The 20,101-nt window shown below is 72.2% G+C and carries 17 protein-coding genes; 7 read left to right on the top strand and 10 right to left on the bottom strand.

The window, feature by feature from the left end; all coding sequences use genetic code 11:
- Positions 1–94: 94 nt before the first annotated feature.
- Positions 95–304 carry a dodecin gene (locus AB852_RS11460; protein WP_073786664.1) on the top strand — a complete coding sequence of 70 codons (210 nt, stop codon included), beginning with the start codon at positions 95–97 and terminating at the stop codon, positions 302–304.
- Between the two features lie 184 nt (positions 305–488).
- On the opposite strand, the gene AB852_RS11465 is transcribed toward AB852_RS11460, so the two are convergent.
- A complete protein-coding gene (locus AB852_RS11465; protein WP_073786666.1) occupies positions 489–977 on the bottom strand; it encodes a phosphatase domain-containing protein in 489 nt (162 codons plus the stop codon).
- Between the two features lie 120 nt (positions 978–1,097).
- Here AB852_RS11465 and AB852_RS11470 point away from each other — a divergent pair, with 120 nt between their 5' ends.
- A complete protein-coding gene (locus AB852_RS11470) occupies positions 1,098–2,111 on the top strand; it encodes an LLM class flavin-dependent oxidoreductase (RefSeq protein ID WP_073786667.1) in 1,014 nt (337 codons plus the stop codon).
- A gap of 55 nt (positions 2,112–2,166) precedes the next feature.
- Complete coding sequence (locus AB852_RS11475; protein ID WP_073786669.1) at positions 2,167–4,527, top strand: ATP-binding cassette domain-containing protein; 2,361 nt, start codon at positions 2,167–2,169, stop codon at positions 4,525–4,527.
- 145 nt (positions 4,528–4,672) lie between these two features.
- Here AB852_RS11475 and AB852_RS11480 read toward each other — a convergent pair whose 3' ends face one another.
- Genes AB852_RS11480 through AB852_RS11490 form a run of 3 tightly spaced genes read right to left on the bottom strand, consistent with a single transcriptional unit; the run spans position 4,673 to position 8,118 of the window.
- Positions 4,673–5,422, bottom strand: a complete 750-nt coding sequence (locus tag AB852_RS11480) for a succinate dehydrogenase/fumarate reductase iron-sulfur subunit (protein ID WP_073786671.1) — start codon at positions 5,420–5,422, stop codon at positions 4,673–4,675.
- Positions 5,419–7,407 (bottom strand): fumarate reductase/succinate dehydrogenase flavoprotein subunit, encoded by a 1,989-nt coding sequence (locus AB852_RS11485; RefSeq protein WP_073786673.1) that lies wholly within the window; start codon positions 7,405–7,407, stop codon positions 5,419–5,421. The genes AB852_RS11480 and AB852_RS11485 overlap by 4 nt, the downstream gene beginning before the upstream one ends.
- A 3-nt stretch (positions 7,408–7,410) precedes the next feature.
- Positions 7,411–8,118, bottom strand: coding sequence for a succinate dehydrogenase (locus AB852_RS11490; RefSeq protein WP_073786675.1), 708 nt, complete (start codon positions 8,116–8,118; stop codon positions 7,411–7,413).
- Between the two features lie 95 nt (positions 8,119–8,213).
- Here AB852_RS11490 and AB852_RS11495 point away from each other — a divergent pair, with 95 nt between their 5' ends.
- Positions 8,214–9,098: a LysR family transcriptional regulator gene (locus AB852_RS11495; protein ID WP_073786677.1), complete on the top strand. Its 885-nt coding sequence runs from the start codon at positions 8,214–8,216 to the stop codon at positions 9,096–9,098.
- A gap of 211 nt (positions 9,099–9,309) precedes the next feature.
- Here AB852_RS11495 and AB852_RS11500 read toward each other — a convergent pair whose 3' ends face one another.
- From AB852_RS11500 to AB852_RS38520, 4 genes are all read right to left on the bottom strand, one after another.
- On the bottom strand, positions 9,310–11,451 hold the full coding sequence (locus AB852_RS11500; protein ID WP_073786679.1) for a putative bifunctional diguanylate cyclase/phosphodiesterase: 2,142 nt from the start codon (positions 11,449–11,451) through the stop codon (positions 9,310–9,312).
- Positions 11,448–12,260 carry an SAM-dependent methyltransferase gene (locus tag AB852_RS11505; RefSeq protein ID WP_073786681.1) on the bottom strand — a complete coding sequence of 271 codons (813 nt, stop codon included), beginning with the start codon at positions 12,258–12,260 and terminating at the stop codon, positions 11,448–11,450. The genes AB852_RS11500 and AB852_RS11505 overlap by 4 nt, the downstream gene beginning before the upstream one ends.
- A 377-nt stretch (positions 12,261–12,637) precedes the next feature.
- Positions 12,638–13,603, bottom strand: coding sequence for an SCO0930 family lipoprotein (locus AB852_RS11510; RefSeq protein WP_073786683.1), 966 nt, complete (start codon positions 13,601–13,603; stop codon positions 12,638–12,640).
- A gap of 302 nt (positions 13,604–13,905) precedes the next feature.
- Complete coding sequence (locus AB852_RS38520; RefSeq protein ID WP_143201216.1) at positions 13,906–14,625, bottom strand: hypothetical protein; 720 nt, start codon at positions 14,623–14,625, stop codon at positions 13,906–13,908.
- Between the two features lie 65 nt (positions 14,626–14,690).
- Between AB852_RS38520 and AB852_RS11520 the strand changes: the two genes are divergently transcribed.
- Both AB852_RS11520 and AB852_RS11525 read left to right on the top strand, forming a co-directional pair.
- Positions 14,691–15,455: a bestrophin-like domain gene (locus tag AB852_RS11520; protein WP_073786685.1), complete on the top strand. Its 765-nt coding sequence runs from the start codon at positions 14,691–14,693 to the stop codon at positions 15,453–15,455.
- A gap of 223 nt (positions 15,456–15,678) precedes the next feature.
- Positions 15,679–16,251, top strand: a complete 573-nt coding sequence (locus tag AB852_RS11525; RefSeq protein ID WP_073786687.1) for a hypothetical protein — start codon at positions 15,679–15,681, stop codon at positions 16,249–16,251.
- Positions 16,252–16,368: 117 nt separating this feature from the next.
- On the opposite strand, the gene AB852_RS11530 is transcribed toward AB852_RS11525, so the two are convergent.
- Entirely contained in the window at positions 16,369–16,965 is a 597-nt protein-coding gene (locus tag AB852_RS11530; RefSeq protein ID WP_073786689.1) for a hypothetical protein, read from the bottom strand.
- Between the two features lie 337 nt (positions 16,966–17,302).
- On the opposite strand from AB852_RS11530, the gene AB852_RS11535 reads away from it, so the two are divergent.
- Complete coding sequence (locus AB852_RS11535; RefSeq protein WP_073786692.1) at positions 17,303–17,968, top strand: class F sortase; 666 nt, start codon at positions 17,303–17,305, stop codon at positions 17,966–17,968.
- Between the two features lie 877 nt (positions 17,969–18,845).
- On the opposite strand, the gene AB852_RS11540 is transcribed toward AB852_RS11535, so the two are convergent.
- Positions 18,846–19,739, bottom strand: a complete 894-nt coding sequence (locus AB852_RS11540) for a polysaccharide deacetylase family protein (protein ID WP_073786694.1) — start codon at positions 19,737–19,739, stop codon at positions 18,846–18,848.
- Positions 19,740–20,101: the final 362 nt, after the last annotated feature.

The raw sequence follows: 20,101 nt of genomic DNA on the forward strand, positions 1-20,101 counted from the left end.
TGGTATGCGTCAAGACGCAGGTCAAGAGGCTGAGCCAGGTCTCTGAGTTTACCGTGAGGAAGGACATCAAAATGAGGCGAAGAGGAGAACTCCCATGTCGGACCACACCTACCGCGTCACCGAGATCGTCGGCACCTCGCACGAGGGCATCGACCAAGCGATCCGCAACGGCGTAGGGCGGGCCTCACAGACCTTGCGCAACCTGGACTGGTTCGAGGTCACACAGGTACGTGGCCAGATCGAGGACGGTCAGGTGGCGCATTACCAGGTGGGACTGAAGGTGGGCTTCCGTATCGAGGAATGACCGGCTCCTCTTCGGTGTGCGCGGCCCCCGGGCACTCCCCCGGCCGGAACTCGATGAGGGAAGTCTCACGGAACGCAACACCCGTGCGGCGGCGGCCCCCGGCGGGCGGGAAGCGCGGCATGCTCCTGGTGCCCAGTGCCCGGTGCCCGGTGCCCGGTGGCCGGTGCCCGGTGGCCGGACCCGGTCAGGTGCGTCCCGTCCGCCCCTGCGCGTCACGCAGCGCCGCCGGGGTCACCGCCCAGCCCGCCCGCACCACCCGGATGCCCGCGCGCCGCGCGGCGTCGCACACGAGTTCGTCGTCGTCCACGAACACCCGGATGTCCCGGGTGCGCCTCAGCCGCTCCAGCGCCTCCAGCTTGGTGCGCCGCGCCGGGCGGCGGTCGTCGTTGCGGCGCATCAGCAGCCGGCCGTCGGGGAGTCCCTGCGCGGCGAGCCAGTCCACGGTGTCCCGTCTGCACCGCTCGGGACGGCCCGTGAGATACAGCACCTCGCACTCGCCGGCGCTCTCACGGGCCAGTGCCACGCCCTCCGCGAGCGGCGGATCGTCGGGGGCCGCGGCGAAGAAGGCGGACCAGTCCCGGGGACGGCTCTCCAGGAAGTGTGCCCGGTGGGCGGTGTCCGCGAGGGTTCCGTCGAGGTCGAAGACGGCCAGAGGCCTGCTGTGTTCCCGCATCCCCCCACCGTAGGGCCCGGCGTCCGGTGGCGCGGCGAGCGCGGGGCGGGGGCCGCGGGACGCGCGGGGACCGGCCGGGCCCGGTGGGAATCATGAGGCCGCCGGTGCGTTGAACAGGGTGTGAGTTCCGTACTGGCGTCCACCCGATTCTCCGTCCTCGACCGCTCGCGCATCCGCGAGGGGGAGGACGCTCCGCAGGCGTTGCGCGACACGGTCGCGTTCGCGCGGGAGGCCGAGCGGCTCGGCTACCACCGCTTCTGGGTGTCCGAGCACCACGGGGTGCCCGGGGTCGCGGGGTCCGCGCCGACCGTGCTCGCCGCGGCCGTCGCCGCCGCGACGGCCACCATCCGGGTGGGGACCGGTGGGGTGATGCTCCCCAACCATCAGCCACTGGTCGTCGCGGAGCAGTTCGGGGTGCTGGAGTCCCTCTTCCCCGGCCGGATCGACATGGGCCTCGGCCGTTCGGTCGGCTTCACCGACGGGGTGCGCAAGGCACTCGGCCGGGACAAGGACGCGGCCGGGTCGGACGATTTCGCCGGACAGCTCGCCGAGCTCCTCGGCTGGTTCGCGGGCACCTCCCCCACCGGGGTACGGGCCCGGCCGGCCGAGGGGCTGCGGGTGCCGCCGTTCGTCCTCGCCATGGGTGAGGGCGCCGATATCGCCGCCGCCGCGGGACTGCCCCTGGTGATCGGTGATCTGCGGGACGCCGAGCGGATGCTCCGGGGCGTGGAGCGGTACCGGGCCGCGTTCCGTCCGTCGGTGTGGTCGCCCGAGCCGTACGTCGTCATCTCGGGTGCGGTGGCCGTCGCCGCCACGGAGCGCGAGGCGCGGCGGCTGCTGGTCCCGGAGGCGTGGGCGATGGCGTACTCGCGCACCCATGGGAGCTTTCCGCCGCTGGCGCCCGTGGAGCGGATCGAGGCCCGGACGATGACCGCGCGGGAGCGCGGATTCCATGACGCGGCTCTCGCGGGCCGGCTCCACGGGACCCCGGAGCGGGTCGCGGCGGAGCTGGAGTCGCTGGTCGTGCGCAGTGGCGCGCAGGAGGTGCTGGTGACGACGAGCGGCTACGACCGTGTGGCGATGCTGGACTCCTACCGGGAGCTGGCCCGGCTGGCGGGACTGGGCACCGCCTAGCATCGTGGGGCCGACCCCTGTCATGCCTTGTCCCACCTCGTACGGAGATACCGCGATGTCCCACCCCCACGATCCGTATGTCCGTGTCCGGGGCGCCGGTGAGCACAATCTGCGCGGGGTGGACGTGGACATCCCGCGCGAGGTGCTGGTGGTGTTCACCGGGGTGTCGGGGTCGGGCAAGTCGTCGCTGGCGTTCGGGACGGTCTACGCGGAGGCCCAGCGCCGGTACTTCGAGTCGGTCGCGCCGTACGCGCGGCGGCTGATCCATCAGGTCGGGGCGCCGCGGGTCACGGAGATCACGGGGCTGCCCCCGGCCGTCTCGCTCCAGCAGCGGCGTTCCACCCCGACCGCCCGGTCGTCGGTGGGCACGGTGACGACCCTGTCGAACTCGCTGCGGATGCTGCTGTCCCGCGCGGGGACCTATCCGCCGGGTGCCGCCCGGCTCGACTCGGACGCCTTCTCCCCGAACACGGCCGCCGGGGCCTGCCCCGAGTGCCATGGGCTGGGCCGGGTCCACCGCACCACCGAGGAACTGCTCGTCCCGGACGGCTCGCTGTCGATCCGGGAGGGCGCGATCGCCGGCTGGCCGGGCGCCTGGCAGGGCAAGAACCTGCGGGACGTCCTGGACGCGCTCGGCCATGACGTCGACCGTCCGTGGCGGGAGCTGCCCGCGCGGGAGCGGGGCTGGATCCTGTTCACGGACGAGCAGCCCGTGGTGACGGTGCATCCGGTACGGGACGCGGACCGTATCCAGCGTCCGTACCAGGGGACGTACATGAGTGCCCGGCGCTATGTGCTGAAGACGTTCGCGGACTCCAGGAGCGCCACCCTGCGGGCGAAGGCGGAACGCTTCCTGGAGAGCGCGCCCTGTCCGGTGTGCCGGGGCGGGCGGCTGCGGGCCGAGTCGCTGGCGGTGACGTTCGCGGGGCGTACCGTCGCGGAGCTGGCGGCGCTCGCCCTCACCGAGCTGGCGCCGGTCCTGGCCGCGCACCGCGACGACTCACCGACCGCGCGGGTCCTGACCGATGATCTGCTGGCCCGGATCGCACCCGTCGTGGAGCTGGGTCTGGGCTATCTGAGCACCGACCGGGCCGCGCCGTCCCTGTCCCCGGGGGAGCTCCAGCGGCTGCGGCTGGCGACGCAGTTGCGGTCGGGTCTGTTCGGGGTGGTGTACGTGCTGGACGAGCCGTCGGCCGGGCTGCATCCCGCGGACACGGAGGCGCTGCTCGGGGTGCTCGACCGGCTGAAGGCGGCGGGGAACTCGGTGTTCGTGGTGGAGCACCATCTGGATGTGGTCCGGCACGCGGACTGGCTGGTGGAGGTGGGTCCGGGCGCGGGCGAGCACGGGGGCCGGGTGCTGCACAGCGGGCCGGTCGCGGAGCTGGCGTCGGTCCCGGACTCGGCGACCGGCCGTTTCCTGTTCGGTACGGGCGGTTCCGGGACGCGGGAGCGGGGGTCCGTCCCGGTGCCCGGGGCGCGGGGGTGGGTCGAGGTCGGTCCGGTCACCCGGCACAATCTGCGCGGGGCGGTGGCGCGGGTGCCGGTGGGGGCGTTCACGGCGGTCACCGGGGTGTCGGGGTCGGGGAAGTCGACGTTCATCGGCGCGATCACCGGGGAACTCGACGGTGTGGGACGGCTCGTGAGTGTCGATCAGAAACCGATCGGACGTACTCCGCGCTCCAACCTGGCGACGTACACCGGCCTGTTCGACACGGTACGCAAGGTGTTCGCGGGGACCGAGGAGGCGGGCAGGCTCGGTTACGGGGTCGGGCGGTTCTCCTTCAACGTACCGGGCGGGAGGTGCGAGACCTGCCAGGGCGAGGGGTTCGTCTCGGTGGAGCTGCTGTTCCTGCCGAGTACGTACGCGCCCTGCCCCGACTGCGGCGGCGCCCGCTACAACCCGGGCACCCTCGGGGTGCGGTACCGGGGGCGGAACATCGCCGAGGTGCTGGACCTCACGGTGGAGTCGGCCGCCGCGTTCTTCGCGGACACCCCGCCCGTACTGCGCAGTCTCACGACGCTGCTCGACGTGGGCCTCGGCTATCTGCGGCTCGGGCAGCCCGCGACGGAGCTGTCGGGGGGCGAGGCGCAGCGCATCAAGCTCGCCTCGGAGCTCCAGCGGGTGCGGCGCGGGCACACCCTGTATCTGCTGGACGAGCCGACGACCGGGTTGCACCCCGCCGATGTGGAGGTGCTGATGCGGCAGTTGCGGTCGCTCGTCGGCGCGGGGCATTCGGTGGTGGTCGTCGAGCACGACATGACGGTGGTGGCGGACGCCGACTGGGTGATCGATCTGGGTCCGGGCGGCGGAGCCGAGGGCGGGCGGATCGTCGCGGCGGGACCGCCGGGCGAGGTGGCGCGGGCGGCGGGCAGCCGTACCGGCCCGTATCTCGCGCGGGCCCTCGGGGAGCGCTGACGCGCGGCGGGCTCGGCGCGGCGGCGGGTCGACATCCTGCGGCTCGGGGGGTGTTCGGGGTCGAGGCTGACGGGGCCGGGGATGAGCACCACTCCCGGCCCCGTCCGTTCGCGTAGGGGGCGAACGGTCCTCGGGGGGCGAACGCTCAGCGCTTGCCGGACTTGCGGGTGGCGCGCAGCCACTCGCGGTTCATGCTGGTGATCGACACCAGGGGGATGCCCTTGGGGCACGCGGTCGCGCACTCACCGGCCAGGGTGCAGCCGCCGAAGCCCTCCGAGTCCATCTGGGCGACCATGTCGAGGACCCGGGTCTCCCGTTCGGGCGCGCCCTGCGGGAGCACACCGAGATGGTTGACCTTGGCCGAGGTGAACAGCATCGCCGCGCCGTTGGGGCAGGCGGCGACGCACGCGCCGCAGCCGATGCACTCGGCGTGCTCGAAGGCGAAGTCGGCGTCGGGCTTCGGGACGGGGGTCGCGTGGGCCTCGGGCGCGGCGCCGGTGGGGACGCTGATGTAGCCGCCGGCCTGGATGATCCGGTCGAACGCGGAGCGGTCCACGACCAGGTCCTTGACCACGGGGAACGCGGCTGCCCGCCAGGGTTCGATGTCGATGGTGTCGCCGTCCTGGAAGGACCGCATATGGAGCTGGCAGGTGGTGGTCCGCTCGGGTCCGTGGGCGTCGCCGTTGATGACGAGGCTGCACGCGCCGCAGATGCCCTCGCGGCAGTCGTGGTCGAAGGCCACGGGGTCGTCGCCCGCGAGGATGAGTTCCTCGTTGAGGGTGTCGAGCATCTCCAGGAACGACATGTCGGCGGAGATCCCGTCCACCTCGTAGGTGGACATGGCGCCTTCGGCCCCGGTGTTCTTCTGGCGCCAGACGCGCAGGGTGAGCCTCATGCGTAGCTCCGCTGGGTGGGGTGGACGTAGGCGAAGACGAGGTCTTCCTTGTGCAGGGTGGGCGCGGCGCCGGTGGTGGTGAACTCCCAGGCCGCGGCGTACGAGAAGCGTTCGTCGTCGCGTTCGGCCTCGCCGTCGGGGGTCTGGGACTCCTCCCGGAAGTGGCCGCCGCAGGACTCCTCGCGGTGCAGGGCGTCGAGGCACATCAGCTCGGCGAGTTCGAGGTAGTCGACGACGCGGTTGGCCTTCTCCAGCGACTGGTTGAACTCCTCGCCGGTGCCGGGGACCTTGATCCGGCGCCAGAACTCCTCGCGGATCTGCGGGATGCGTTCGAGGGCCTTGCGCAGTCCGGTGGCGTCGCGGGCCATGCCGCAGAACTCCCACATGAGTTCGCCGAGTTCGCGGTGGAAGGAGTCGGGGGTGCGGTCGCCGTCGACGGCGAGGAGCAGGTTCAGCCGGTCCTCGGTCTCCGCGAGCACCTCCTGGACGGCCGGGTGGTCGGGGGTGAGGCTGTCGGCCGCGCTGTGGGGGTGGCGGGCGAGGTAGTCGTTGATGGTGGACGGCAGGACGAAGTAGCCGTCGGCGAGTCCCTGCATCAGCGCGGAGGCGCCGAGCCGGTTGGCGCCGTGGTCGGAGAAGTTGGCCTCGCCGATCGCGAAGAGTCCGGGGACGGTGGTCTGGAGGTCGTAGTCGACCCAGAGTCCGCCCATCGTGTAGTGGACGGCCGGGTAGATCCGCATGGGTGTCTCGTACGGGTTCTCCGCGGTGATCCGCGCGTACATGTCGAAGAGGTTGCCGTACTTCTCCTCGACCTTGCCGCGGCCCATCCGCTGGATGGCGTCGGCGAAGTCGAGGTAGACGCCCTGGCCGCCGGGGCCGACCCCGCGGCCCTCGTCGCAGACGTTCTTGGCGGCGCGGGAGGCGATGTCGCGGGGGACGAGGTTGCCGAAAGACGGGTAGACGCGCTCCAGGTAGTAGTCGCGCTCGTCCTCGGGGATCTCGGCGGCGGGGCGGGTGTCGCCCTTGGCCTTGGGGACCCAGATACGGCCGTCGTTGCGCAGCGACTCGCTCATCAGGGTGAGCTTGGACTGGTGGTCGCCGGTGCGGGGGATGCAGGTGGGGTGGATCTGGGTGAAGCACGGGTTCGCGAAGTACGCGCCCCGGCGGTGGGCCCGCCAGACGGCCGTCGCGTTGGAGTTCATCGCGTTGGTGGAGAGATAGAAGACATTGCCGTAGCCGCCGGAGGCGAGGACGACGGCGTCGGCGAAGTAGGTGTCGATCCGCCCGGTGACCAGATCGCGGGCGACGATGCCGCGGGCGCGGCCGTCGACGACGATCAGGTCGAGCATCTCGGTGCGGGCGTGCAGTTCGATGTTCCCGGCGGCGATCTGCCGGGACATCGCCTGGTAGGCGCCGATGAGGAGCTGCTGTCCTGTCTGGCCGCGGGCGTAGAAGGTGCGGGAGACCTGGACGCCGCCGAAGGAGCGGGTGTCGAGGAGGCCGCCGTACTCGCGGGCGAAGGGCACGCCCTGGGCGACGCACTGGTCGATGATCTCGACGGAGACCTGGGCGAGCCGGTGCACGTTCGACTCGCGGGCGCGGAAGTCGCCGCCCTTGACGGTGTCGTAGAAGAGGCGGTGGATCGAGTCACCGTCGTTGCGGTAGTTCTTGGCGGCGTTGATGCCGCCCTGCGCGGCGATGGAGTGGGCGCGGCGCGGGGAGTCCTGGTAGCAGAACTGGACGACGTGGTAGCCCTGTTCGGCGAGGGTGGCGCCCGCCGAGCCGCCCGCGAGTCCGGTGCCGACGACGATCACGGTGTGTTTGCGCCGGTTGGCGGGGTTGACCAGTTTCGCCTCGAACCTGCGGGTGTCCCAGCGTTCGGCTATGGGGCCCCCGGGCGCCTTGCCGTCGGTGACGGGTTCGCCGGTCGTGTAGGCGGTGTAGTCGGTGGGCGCGGTGGGGTGGGTGTGGTCGTGCGTGGCCATGGTTCAGCTCACCAATCCGGTCATGACACCGACGGGTACGGCGGCGAAGCCCGCGGTCAGCAGCAGCGCGAGGGCGTTCGCGGTGGTCTTCAGGAAGCGGTCCCGGGCCCTGCTGCCCGCGCCGAGGGTCTGCGCGGCGCTCCAGAACCCGTGCCGGACATGCATCCCGAGGGCGAGCACGGCCGCGAGATAGATGACGTTGCCGTACCAGGTGGAGAAGGTGTCCACGACGTTCTGGTACGGGCGGCCCTGCTCGAATCCGCCGGGGTGGGCGTGGCCGGTGGTCAGGTCGAGGATGTGCCAGACGATGAAGAGGAGCAGGATGACCCCGCCCCAGCGCATGGTCCGGGTGGCGTAGCTGGCGCGCGGCTTCTTGTGGACGTACTTGCTGGGCCGGGCCCTGAGGTCGAGGCGGCTGAGCTGGTAGGCGCAGACCGCGTGCGCGACGACGGCGGCGAGCAGCACGATCCGTACGATCCACAGCGCCCACTCGTAGTGCAGGATCGGCTCGCCGAGGGTCCGCAGCCAGTGCGCGTACTCGTTGAAGGAACTCGTACCGAAGAAGATCTTCAGATTGCCGACCATATGGGCCACCAGATAGCCCAGCATGATCAGACCGCTCACGGCCATCACGGTCTTCTTGCCGACGGTCGAGTCCCAGATCGTGCGCGTCATGGACGGCCGTCGGCCCGTCCGTGTTGCCAGAGCCATGTCACGGAACGTTAAACCCGGGACCCCTGATCGGTCCAAGACATGGAACAGCTCATTTCGATAGTCATCACCTATCGTCGCTCTACACTGGGCCCATGCAGTTGCAGCAGCTCCACTACTTCGTCACCGTCGCCGAGACCCGGCACTTCACCCGGGCCGCCGAGCTGGCGCATGTCGCCCAGCCCTCGCTGTCCCAGCAGATCCGCGCCCTGGAGCGGGAGCTGGGCGCCGATCTGTTCCAGCGGGCCCGGGGCAACATCACCCTCACCGACGCCGGTGAGGCGCTGCTCCCGCTGGCCCGCCGCATCCTCGCCGACGCCGACACCGCACGTCAGGAGGTGCAGGAGCTGGCGCAGCTGCGGCGGGGCCGGGTCCGGCTGGGCGCCACCCCGAGCCTGTGCACCGGACTGCTGCCCGATGTGCTGCGCGCCTTCCACGACCACTATCCGGGCATCCGGCTCCATATCGAGGAGAGCGGGTCCCATGACCTGGTGCGCGAGCTGGCGCGCGGCGCGCTCGACCTCGCCCTCGTGGTGCTCCCGCTGCCGTCGCCGTCCCCGGCGCTGACCACGGTCGAGGTGCTGCGGGAGGATCTGGTCGTGGTCTCGTCGCCGGACGGCCCGGCCCCCGGGCGGGGCGGCACGGTCAGTGTCGCCGAGCTGGCGGGCGAGCCCCTGGTGATGTTCCGGCACGGCTACGACCTGCGGGAACTCACGGTCGCCGCATGCCGTGCGGAGGGGTTCGAGCCGGACTTCGCGGTCGAGGGCGGTGAGCTGGACGCCGTGCTCGGTTTCGTCCGCGCGGGGCTCGGTATCGCCGTGGTGCCCCGGATGGTCGCGACCCGCGCGGGCCTGGACCTGCGGGTCACCCCGCTGGCCCGGCCGGGGCTGCACCGGGTGATCGCGCTCGCCCACCGCAGCGATGTCGCCCCGCCCCGGGCGGCCCGTGAGCTCCAGCGGATGCTGCTGGGCCGCGTCTGACGAATCCCGCCCGTCCGACGGCTCCCGGTGAAGCCCACTGCTCCCGTGAGGCCGAATGCTCCCACCGGTCCGGCGATTCCCGCCGGTCGGCGCGCGGCATCGGACATGGCGCGAAGCGTCGGACACGGCCCGGAGCGCGAGGCGGGCGCGGAGCGTGCGGCGGCCCGGCGGGGTGCCGGGCGCGGCCGTCAGCTCGTGGCGTCCTCGGCCGTCAGCTCGTGGCGTCCGCGAGCGCCAGGTCGTGGAGCCGGTCCGGCGGTCCCGGCCGGGCGTAGTACCAGCCCTGGGCCGTGTCGCAGCCGAGTTCCCGCAGCTGCTCGGCCTGGACGCCCGTCTCGACGCCTTCGACGGTGACCGCCAGATCGAGGCTGTGGGCCAGGGAGACGATGCCCTCGACGATCTTCAGGTCGACGGGGTCCGCCGGGAACTGCTGCATGCCCTGGGTGAAGGAACGGTCGAGCTTGAGGACGCTGACGGGCAGCCGCCGGAGGTTGGCGAGGTTGGAGTAGCCGGTGCCGAAGTCGTCCAGGGCGATGTCGACGCCCATCTCGGCGAGCCGCCGCAGCGGCTTGAGCAGATCGTCGTCGGCGCCGATCAGCGCGGACTCCGTGACCTCCAGGCAGAGGGCGGCCGGCGCGAGCCCGGCGCGCTCCAGGATCTCCACGGTGTCGGACACCAGACCGGGGTGGGTCAGCTGGCACGGGGAGAGATTGACGTTGATCCGCAGCGGGACCGTCGTGTCACCGGCGTTGCGCTCCTGCCACCGGCACGCCTGGCGCACGGACTCCTCCAGCACCCAGCGGCCGAGCGGCACGATGAGCCCGGTGCGTTCGGCGAGCTGGATGAAGCGGTCGGGTCCCAGTACGCCGTGCTGCGGGTGGGACCAGCGGACCAGCGCCTCCGCGCCGCTGACGCTGCCGTCGCCGAGGTGCACCAGCGGCTGGTACTCGATGAAGAACTCGCCGCGCTCCAGGGCGGCGGGCAGTGCGGTGGTCAGCCCGTGGCGGGTGATGGCACGGGCGTCGGCCTCCTCGTCGGCCATCTCGTAACGGTTGCCGCCCGCCGACTTGGCCCGGTACATGGTGATGTCGGCGCTGCGCAGCACCTCGGCGGGGCCGCGTTCCCCGGCGGGCCCCTCCACGATGCCGATGCTGCCGCGTACGGACAGCTCCCGGCCGTCGACGAGGATCGGCGTGGACAGGGCGCCGAGGATACGGCCCGCGAGTTCGTCGACCTCGGCCTGGGTGTCGGGGCCGGTGGTGAGGGCCACGAACTCGTCGCCGCCGAGCCGGGCCACCATCTCGCCGGGCGCGGTGGCGCAGGCCTGGAGCCGGTCGGCGACCTCCACCAGCAGCCGGTCACCGGCCGCGTGCCCGAGGCTGTCGTTGATGATCTTGAAGCCGTCGAGGTCGAGATAGCAGAGCCCGAAGCGCTGGCCCTCGCCCGCCGACAGGGCCTTCTCCAGCCGTTCGAAGAAGAGGGTGCGGTTGGGCAGTCCGGTGAGGGCGTCGTGCGTGGCCTCGTAGCGCAACCGGAGGTTGAGCAGCCGGCGCTCGGTGGTGTCCTCCATCAGCGCGAGCTGGTACTGCGGCTGGCCGTCGGCGTCCCGCAGCAGGGAGACGGTGAGATTGGTCCACAGGGCCGTGCCGTCGGGGCGGTGGAACGCCTTCTCCACCCGGTAGTGCTCACGGTCGCCGCGGATCAGCTCGGTGTAGAGCTGCCAGACCTGCGGCGGGTCGTCGGGGTGCGTCCACTCCGTCAGGGGGCGTCCGCGCAGCTGCCGTTCACCGCTGCCGAACATCCGCACCAGCGCGTCGTTGACCTCCAGGACCATGCCGTCCAGGTCCGCGATGCAGATACCTATCGCGGCACCTTCGAACACCGCCCGGAACCGGGCCTCGCTGTCGTGCAGGGCCTCGGCGACCGCGGCGCGGGCGGCGAGCGCGGCCCGCGAGATGGCTTCCTGCTCACTCAGGGTGCGCTCGCGCAGCGCCAGGGCGAAACCGGCCGCCGCCGCGTGCTGGAGCCGCGCGGACCGCGCCTGGAGCTCCTCCTGCGGGCCGTCGCCGCCGCAGTACAGCACCAGGTACGCCTCGACCACGTCCAGGGTGCGGCTGAGCACCTCGGGGTCGGTGCAGTGGGCGTCGACCAGGGCCGCGCCGACCGCCTTGCCCTCGCCCGCGTCGAAGGTGCGGGCCAGCAGCCCGTCCCGCAAACGCCGGGCGAGGGGCAGCAGTTCCCCCTCGAACTCGACGCGGGTGCGCGAGGTAGCCGTCACCGGGTAGATGGTGCGGCTCCAGATAGTGGCGAACCTGCGCGCTCTGTCCTCCGGCCCGTCCGGCTCCGCGCTCACGCCTTGCGTCCCACCCCGACGAACCCGCCGAACAATGATGGGTCCGCCTCCTTCGGATCGGTTTCGGGCCGCCACGACGGCAATGGCACGAGCCCCGGTTCCACCATGTCGTATCCCTCGAAGAACCGCGCGATCTCGTCGCGAGAGCGCATGATCAGTGGGTTGCGTGTGTTCTTGTAGACACCGACGGTGCCTTCCGCGCGTTCCGCGGGGATCTGCATCCCTTCGTACGATCCATGAGTGAGGGTCAGCAGGCTGCCGGGAGCGAGTGCGTCCCGCAGCTCCGCGACGGCGGCGTGCGGGGCGTCGGCGTCCTGCACGAAGTGGAGCACGGAGACGAGGAGCAGCGCCACCGGCCGGTCGAGATCGAGCAATCTCCCCACGGCTTCGGAGGCGAGGATCTCACGGGGGCGGCGAAGATCCGCACCGACGACATCCGCCTGCGCGTTATCGGCCAGTACCGCCTGACTGTGCGCGACGGCCACCGGGTCGTGATCCACGTAGACGACCCGGGCCGCGGGATCGGCCCTCTGGGCGATCTCGTGGACATTGCCGAAGGTGGGGATGCCGGAGCCGATGTCGAGGAACTGGGTGACGCCCTCGGCGACGGCCAGTTCGATCGCCCGGCGCATGAAGGCACGATTCGCCTGGGCCACTTTGGGGATGGCGGGAATGAACTGCATGGCCTGCCGGGCCGCTTCCCGGTCGACCTCGAAGTTGTGTGATCCTCCGAGGTAGTAGTCGTAGATGCGGGACACGCTCGGCACCGAGATGTCGATTCCCTGGGGTGCCCAGGAGGGTCGTTCCATCGCAGTCTCCTACGCGTAGTCGGCGGGCCGGTGTTCGAGCTGAGGCTACTGATCAGCCGCCAAAGGAGCGAGTCAAAACGGAAATTGGCGGTCCGTTCTCGGTCACTGCCAGAGGCACGTGCCGATTGATCGTTGTACGAATACAACCGGACACCACCCGAAGGCAAGCGCACGGAAGTGAAGGGATGCGAAACGAACCGGTCCGCTTCCCCCGCGGCGGTGCGGGAGGAAGCGGACCGGCTCGGTCCGTGCGCCCTGTGTCGATGTGGTTCGCCCCTCCCGTACCGGCCGGTACGCCCCGGCCGGCCGGACCTGCCGGCGGCGCCCGGAACGGGCTCCGCCCGTCCTCCGCTTCTGCGCCGCCGGGCCCCGGGCCGTTACAGCTTGACGGGCTTTCCGTCGGGCTTGACCGCGAACCAGGTGCCGCCGACGCCCTGGCCCTTGGTGTCACCGGGGACCTGGTCGGCCGCGAAGGTGTAGAGCGGCCAGCAGTCGATGGTCTGCTGGTCGATGCCGTCGGGGCGGCCGAAGGTGACGTACCCCTTGAGCTTGATCCCCTTGGTCTGCGCCTTGTCCACCGGGGCGACGACCGGCCACTTCTCCAGGCATTCACCGATACAGGCCGTCCGCATCGGCCAGGCCGAGTCCTTGGTGAAGCGGTAGACCGTCATCGCGTCCTTGTCGACGACGATCTCCCCGAGCTTCGGGTCGACCCGGGTCGACAGACCGGGGCGCCCGGCGGCATCCGAACCGCCCCCGGCGGGGGCCGCCTTCTTCCCGTCGGGCGCCGCGGCGAACCATACGCCGCCGACCCCCTGGCCCTTGGCGTCCCCGGCCCGCCCGTCCTTCACGTAGCGGTACATGGGCCAGCCGTCCAGCGTCAGCTGCCTGACGCCGTCGGCGCGGACGACCTCGCCGAGCAGGCCCGCGTCGACACCGGTCGGGGCCGTCGCACCGTCGGCGGGGACGGGCGGCCAGGCGACGGCGCACTCACCGGCGCAGTCGGACCTGGGCGGCTTCGCGGTGTCCTTGTCGAAGCGGTACAGGGTGAGCCCGGCGCTGTCCGTGACGACCCTGCCGAGTTCCTTGCTGTCCCAGACCGCGAGCCTGCCCGCGGCCCTGGCCCGGCCGCTCGCGGCGGCCGCGTCACCGGAGCCGTACCCGTCACCGCCCGCCGCCGTTCCCGCGCCGGGGCTCGCTCCCGCCCCGCCGCCCGCGGGGGCCACCGCGCCGACGTTCTGACCGGTCGCCGCCTGCTCCGGGCTGTCCTGACCGCACGCCGTCGTCAGCGCCAGCAGGACCGCAGCGCACGCTACGAATGAGGCGCTCCGCCAGGTCTTCATTGTCAACTCCCGTGATGTGCTTGGCAGTTGATCGGCACCAGGCGATGCCGCTCATGGCTCTAGTTACGGGCGCGGACCGGCGGTGCGTTCAACGGCACGGGAAATCTCCGCGCGACGGACCGGCGGCCGGGCCGGCGCCACCCGCACCGAGCGCACGCCCGCGCCCCTCCACCGCGCACCCCCACCTCGCACTTCCTGTTCCGAACATCCGTCCACATCGGTACTGTTCGAATTTTCGTAAACCTGTCGGCCCCGAAAACCCCCCGTTCGGAGCATTCAGGCCCCGAGTGCGCTTGACGGCGTCACCGCCCGCCCATGATCAGGGGCGTGTACGGATACCGGCGGACCTGGTCCGCCCTGCTGATACGGGTGCTGGCCCCGGTCACCCTGGCGGGCCTGACCGCCGCGCCCGCCGTGGCCCTCGCCCCGTCGGGCGCGCCGACGAGCAGTTGCGCGTACGCGTCGACCGGTGACGGCGGTGGCGCGGTGGCCGTCGCGGGCGGCGACTCCTTCTGCACCCCGAAGCCCACGCCGAAACCGCCCAAGCCGACCCCCACACCCAAGCCGACGCCCACTCCGACGCCCACCCCGAAACCGACCCCGACGCCGACCCCCAAGCCCACGCCGACCCCCACCCCCAGTCCCACACCCACGCCGACACCGAGCCCCACTCCTAGCCCCACGCCCACACCCACGCCCACACCCAGTGCCACGCCGACCCCGACCCCGACCGTGACCCCGGCTCCCCCGCCGCCACCGGCCCCGGAGCCGACACCTCCGGCCCCACGGCCCCCCGTGGCCGCGGCACCGGTGATTCCTCCGCCGCCTCCCCCGGCGCCCGAGCCACCACCGGCACCGGCCCCGGCCCCGGTTTCCCAGGCGCCGAAGCCGAAGCCCCCGCCGAAGCCGAGCCCGTCGGTGCGGCCGTCGCCGAAGAAGGTCACGTACCCCCGGTACCGGCCCACGGTCCGGCGCGCCCAGCCCCGGCAGGGTCCGTCGCTGGTCTCCCTGACCCTGCTCATCACGGCGCCCGCGGTGCTCGCCGCCGCCGCGCTGCGCCCGCGCTGATCACCCGGAGGAACACCCGATGCCGGAATGGCTTGTTCTCACCCTCGCGATGGGTGCCGCGTGCGCCGTCGTACTCGCCGTAACGCTTCTTCAGCACCGCAGGATCGGTGTCGACGACGATCCGAGCGAGACCCCGGACGTGATCGAGTACATCACCATGATGATCGGCGTGGTCTACGCGATCGTCCTGGGACTGGCCATCGCGGGTGTCTGGGAGGCCCGCAACGCGGCCCAGGACCACGTACAGGCCGAAGCGCAGGCGCTGCACGAGATCAGTGAGCGGGTACGCGTCTACCCGCCCGAGGTACGCGACCGCATCCGGGCGGACGTCAACGCGTATGTCGGCCACGTGGTCGACGTCGAGTGGAAGCGGATGGCGGAGTCGGGCGAGCTGACCGACCGGGGCACCGAGCTGCTGGCGCGCCTGCGGCACGACGTGGCCGACCACCGTCCGAAGTCGGACTTCGAGGCGCAGGCGTACCAGCCGCTCCAGGACCATGTGACCGCGGCGGACCTGGCCCGCACCGAGCGCGGGAGCTCCGCGGAGCCGACGATGCCCGGCGTGGTGTGGTTCGGGCTGATCATCGGGGCGCTGGTCACGATCGGCATGGTGTTCGCGCTCCAGATCAGAAGGACCCCCCGCGAACTGCTGCTCGCGGGACTGTTCTCGGCGCTGATCGCCTTCCTGCTGTTCCTGGTGTGGGACTTCTACATGCCGTACAGCCGGGGTATCGCCGCGGGCGCCGATCCGTTCCTCAAGCTGTTCCCGGGCGCCGGGGACTGACCGCGTCCGTGCGGCGGCGCGCCGGTCGGGTCCCCCGGACGCGGTACCCGGGTTCCGCCGGCCGCCGCGGCGGGGTCCCCCGTGCGGCCCACACGTGTGCCCCATTCGCCCGGCACCGATCGCGGGCCGCCTCGGGCGTACCTAGCGTGGCGCTCATCGAGGCGCATGACCGATGTGTGCGGAAGAGGTCCGCGGCTGCTCCTCGGGACCGGAGGAACTGCCCATGCGCGCGATACGCCTCGCTTCGGCGACCGTGCTGACGCTGACCGCCCTCGCCGCGACGGCCCTCGTGGCGTCCGCCGAGGACCGCGGCTCCGAGGAGGAGCGGGGGTCGGGGCACGGCAGGTTCGAGGTCGACGCCACCCCGTCGACGATCGCGGCGGGCGGACGGCTCACGCTCCACGCGGACGGCTGCGACGGCGACACCAGGGTCTCCTCGGGCGTCTTCGACACCGTGCACATCCGCAAGGGCGACCGGTCGCGGTCGGCCACCGTCGACTGGGACGCCCGGCACGGCGCGGTGTACACGGTGACGTTCACCTGTGAGCGGGAGTCCAGCCGGACCGTGGAGCTGACCATCGCGGGCGGCGGCTCCGGGGGCGGCCACGAGCGTGAGCCGGGGCACGACCGCGAGCCCGGCGACGAGCAGGCGCGGCGCGGGGTGCGGGCGGGGCTCGGCGGAACACTGGCCGGCTTCGACATGGAGAAGGTCGGGCTGGGCGCCGCGCTGGTCGCGGGCGCGATCGGTACGGCGTACTACCGGACCCGGCGGCGGACGGGGGACGACGGGGCCTGAGGACCGGTGATCGGCGATGCCGGACCCGCGCACAGCCCTCCGCCCCGGACCGATGGGTCCGGGGTCGGAGGGCTGTTCCGTGCGGTCCGGGGGACGGGACGCGGAGGAAGGGGCGGTTCAGGCGCGGTTCTCGGCGCGGCGGCGCATCCAGAAGAGTCCGCCGCCGATGGCCGCGGCCGCGACGAGTCCACCGCCGATCGCCATGTCGGTGGTGGTCGCGCCGGTCTCGCTGCTGCCGCCGAGTCCGCCGCGCACCCCGCCGATGATGGTGAAGGCGTGCGGACGGGTGATCCGTCGGCCGTCGCACTCGGCGGTGATCTCGTGCGATCCGGCGGAGGCGAAGCGGTGGACGGTGACGGTCGCCGTCGCGGACCCCCGCCCGCCGCCCCGGTCGTCGCGGCCGAGGCCGCTGAGCCGGGTGCGTTCGAAGGCGGGTGACTCCACGAAGCCGTTCTCGCAGGAGCGGCCGTCGACGGTGATGGTGAGCCTGCCGCCCGAGGCGATCACGCTCGGCATCGCGACGATGTTGCCCGGCTGGTCGCCGTTGCCACCGCCGAAGTTGTTGTTGCCGTTGTTGTTTCCGTTGTTGTTGCCACCGCTGTTGTTGCCGTTGTTGTTGTGGTTGTTGTCGTTCCCGGCCGTCGCGGTGGGGGCGACGACCCCTACCGCGGCCACCACGACGGCCGAGACCGCCAGGGCACGAATTCTGCGCATGGGAATCCTCCGCTGGCAGGCGCCCCGGGGTACGGTCCCCGGTCGGTCGGCGAGAGCGCCTGTCGCAACCGACCCTCAGTTGGCGGGCCCGGGGGCGCATGTCGGGGCTCGTCCGTCCTGGTGAGCGACACGCCGGGGGAACGCCGGGCGCGCCGCAATCGCCGCAGGTCACGGACCGTCAGAAATTTCCTGCCCGGGGCGACTCGGATGGCGCACGGCGGTGCGGCCCCGCCACCCGTTCGCACCCGCTCTGTCGCAGGCCGGGCGCGCTCGGCTTAGTTTGCTCGTAGGCACCGAGGACGTGATCCGCCGGGTCGTGTCGAGAGGGGATGGGCTGATGTCTTCGTCCCAGCCGTTCGAGGCGGAACGGCCCAGGAAGCGCGCGCCGTGGGGTGTGATAGCGCTGGTCCTGCTGACCGGTCTCGCGCTGATACGGAATGGATCGGGTGAGTTCGACACGGGTCCGCCGCAGCCCGCTTCGGCCGCGGCGGCGGACGGCCGGACGCCCCGGACCGCCCCGGTGCCGGACAAGGAACTGGCGGCGCTGCCGTTCGCGCGCGCCGAGCGGGTCGCCATCCCGGCGATCCGGGTGGACGCGCCGATGATGCCGGTGCAGCTGGACGCGGAGGGGTGGGTGGACGCGCCACCGGCGGAGGACCCGAACCTGGCGGGCTGGTTCTCCGGCGCGGTCTCGCCCGGTGAGAAGGGCACCGCGGTCGTGGTCGGTCATGTGGACAACCAGCAGGGGCCGGCGGTCTTCTACGGTCTGGGGGCGCTGGAGAAGGGGAACAAGGTCGAGATCCAGCGGGCCGACGGGAAGACCGCGGTGTTCGAGATCTACGGGATCGAGGTCTACCGGAAGCAGGACTTCCCCGGGGAGCAGGTGTACGGCGGTACGGGGTATCCGGAGGTCCGGGTGATCACCTGCGGTGGGGGCTTCTCCAAGCAGAGCGGGTACGACGGGAACGTGGTGGTGTTCGCGCGGATGACCGACATCCGCTGAGGCCTCACGGGGTGCGGGTCGCCTTCGCTTGCGCCCCTGGGTGTCCTGTGCCGGGCGTACTTGTCCCCGCACAGGTCACCCCGCGCCCCTGGGTCGGCCCGGGTGAACGTCACTCCGTCCCGGCACGCACTCGGTGGGTGCGCGGTTCCTCGCGCCCCTGGATGCTGCCCCTTCGAGTTGTCCGTCCGGTGCGGGCCGGTCCTCGTCTTTTGCGCAGTTCCCCGCGCCCCTGAGATCGCGCCCCCTGCGCCACCCGTTCGACTGCGGACGGTCCTCGGTTGCTCGCGCAGTTCCTCGCGCCCCTGGATGCTGCCCCTTCAGGCCGTCCGCCCGGTGCGGGCCGGCCCTCGTCCTTTGCGCAGTTCCCCGCGCCCCTGAGATCGCGCCCCCTGCGGTTCCCCGTCCGGCTGCGGATGGTCCTCGGTTGCTCGCGCAGTTCCCCGCGCCCCTGGATGCTGCCCCTTCGAGTCGTCCGTCCGGTGCGGGCCGGCCCTCGCCTTTTGCGCAGTTCCCCGCGCCCCTTTGGGGCCCTTGGCCGCTGCGGGTGCTTGACTGCGGGCGGGGGCGCCCCGATAGGGGCGCGGGGAACTGCGCGAGCAACCACGAGCCACCCGCACACACACGAACACAGCAAGGGGCGCGCCCGAAGGGGCGCGGGGAACTGCGCATCCCACGAACGACCCGCACCCGACGAAGTACGGACAGCGGTACGGACCCAGGGGCGCGAGGAACTGCGCACCCACGGGACACCCGCACGGACGCAGGTACGCCCAGCCGGGCGGACCCAAGGGGCGCGGGGAACTGCGCGTCCCACGAGCGACCCGCACCCGACGGAGTACCGCCAGGGCACGGGCACCGGAACGCGAGAACCGCTGGGTCACACCCTTTCGCGTTCCGGGAGTGTCATCGTGTAGCCCTCCGCGAGGAGACCCGGGAGCCACGTCCGCAGCGCCCGGACCGTCTGCGAACGATCGCCCCCCGCGTCATGGGAGAGCACCACCACCCCGGGCCCCGCCCCCTCCCGCACGGCCCGGGTGATCGCGGTCGTACCGGGCGTCTCCCAGTCGACGGTGTCCACCGTCCACGCGAGCGGCTCCATCCCCAACTCCGCGCCGATCTCGAAGACCGCCCGGTTCCACGCCCCGTACGGCGCGCGGAACCACAGCGGCGGCTCGCCGACGGTGCGTTCGATCATGTCGCTCGTGCGCTTCATCTCGGAGCGGATCGCGGCCCGCGACAGCGAGGGCAGCAGGGGATGGCTCCAGGTGTGGTTGCCGATCACATGTCCCTCGTCGGCCATCCTGCGCAGCAGGTGCTTGTTCCAGGGGATCTGCTCCCCGCAGACGAAGAACACCGCGGGCGTGTCGTGCGCGCGCAGCACCCGCAGGATGTCGGGCGTGTACGCGGGGTCGGGTCCGTCGTCGAAGGTGAGGACCATGGTGCGGCGTCCGCCGCTGTCCACCCGCAGGATGGGGGCGCGGCGCACGGCGGGCCGGACGAGGGCACGGGTACGGGGGCGGGCCGGGGTGCCGTGCCCGGTGAGCGGCTGGAGCCGGTACGTGGAGGGCTTCATGGGCGCGATGGCCTGTGGTCCCGGCGCGGGACCACCGGTCGCTCCGGCCGCCGTACCCGTCGCGGCCGTACCGCTCGCGGCCCCGGCGGGCGGCCGGGCCCGGTCGGTTCCGAAGCAGCCCGCGGTGGCGGCGATTCCGAGGACCGCGGCGCCGCGCAACAGCGCCCTGCGGGCGGGGGTCGTCCGATCGTCTTTCATGACTAATCCGTCGCACGGCGGAACCGTTCACCGGTTCACCAACACCGGAGCGGCGCGCGAATGCACCCGATGGGAGCAAGGGGCCCGCGTGGAGGGTGTGCCGACAGGGCGCGTGGCCGTCGCCCGCGCGCCGCCGCGACCGTCCGTGCGGGGGTGCGCAGTCTTTCACGCGTCCGCCGGGCGCCGGAGGGGACGCGCCGGTGCCCACGCGTCGCCCGCCGGTGCGCCGGTGCGCGCCGACGCACCGATCGCGCGCCCTCCGACCACCCCGGACCGTGGGCTTCCGGCCGCGCCCGACCGTGAACTGCCCGCCCCCGGGAATGGGGAGCTCCCGCCGACACGGGCCGAGGAGTCCCCGCTAC

The organism is Streptomyces uncialis, from assembly GCF_001905345.1.
GTDB classification, from domain to species: Bacteria; Actinomycetota; Actinomycetes; order Streptomycetales; family Streptomycetaceae; genus Streptomyces; species Streptomyces uncialis.

Excerpts from the sequence above, each read along its gene's own strand:
- AB852_RS11460 (WP_073786664.1), top strand. The coding sequence starts at position 95 with ATGTCGGACCACACCTACCGCGTCACCGAGATCGTCGGCACCTCGCAC.
- AB852_RS11465 (WP_073786666.1), bottom strand. The coding sequence starts at position 977 with ATGCGGGAACACAGCAGGCCTCTGGCCGTCTTCGACCTCGACGGAACC.
- AB852_RS11475 (WP_073786669.1), top strand. The coding sequence starts at position 2,167 with ATGTCCCACCCCCACGATCCGTATGTCCGTGTCCGGGGCGCCGGTGAG.
- AB852_RS11480 (WP_073786671.1), bottom strand. The coding sequence starts at position 5,422 with ATGAGGCTCACCCTGCGCGTCTGGCGCCAGAAGAACACCGGGGCCGAA.
- AB852_RS11485 (WP_073786673.1), bottom strand. The coding sequence starts at position 7,407 with ATGGCCACGCACGACCACACCCACCCCACCGCGCCCACCGACTACACC.
- AB852_RS11490 (WP_073786675.1), bottom strand. The coding sequence starts at position 8,118 with ATGGCTCTGGCAACACGGACGGGCCGACGGCCGTCCATGACGCGCACG.
- AB852_RS11495 (WP_073786677.1), top strand. The coding sequence starts at position 8,214 with ATGCAGTTGCAGCAGCTCCACTACTTCGTCACCGTCGCCGAGACCCGG.
- AB852_RS11505 (WP_073786681.1), bottom strand. The coding sequence starts at position 12,260 with ATGGAACGACCCTCCTGGGCACCCCAGGGAATCGACATCTCGGTGCCG.
- AB852_RS11510 (WP_073786683.1), bottom strand. The coding sequence starts at position 13,603 with ATGAAGACCTGGCGGAGCGCCTCATTCGTAGCGTGCGCTGCGGTCCTG.
- AB852_RS38520 (WP_143201216.1), bottom strand. The coding sequence starts at position 14,625 with ATGAGCAGGGTCAGGGAGACCAGCGACGGACCCTGCCGGGGCTGGGCG.
- AB852_RS11520 (WP_073786685.1), top strand. The coding sequence starts at position 14,691 with ATGCCGGAATGGCTTGTTCTCACCCTCGCGATGGGTGCCGCGTGCGCC.
- AB852_RS11525 (WP_073786687.1), top strand. The coding sequence starts at position 15,679 with ATGCGCGCGATACGCCTCGCTTCGGCGACCGTGCTGACGCTGACCGCC.
- AB852_RS11530 (WP_073786689.1), bottom strand. The coding sequence starts at position 16,965 with ATGCGCAGAATTCGTGCCCTGGCGGTCTCGGCCGTCGTGGTGGCCGCG.
- AB852_RS11535 (WP_073786692.1), top strand. The coding sequence starts at position 17,303 with ATGTCTTCGTCCCAGCCGTTCGAGGCGGAACGGCCCAGGAAGCGCGCG.
- AB852_RS11540 (WP_073786694.1), bottom strand. The coding sequence starts at position 19,739 with ATGAAAGACGATCGGACGACCCCCGCCCGCAGGGCGCTGTTGCGCGGC.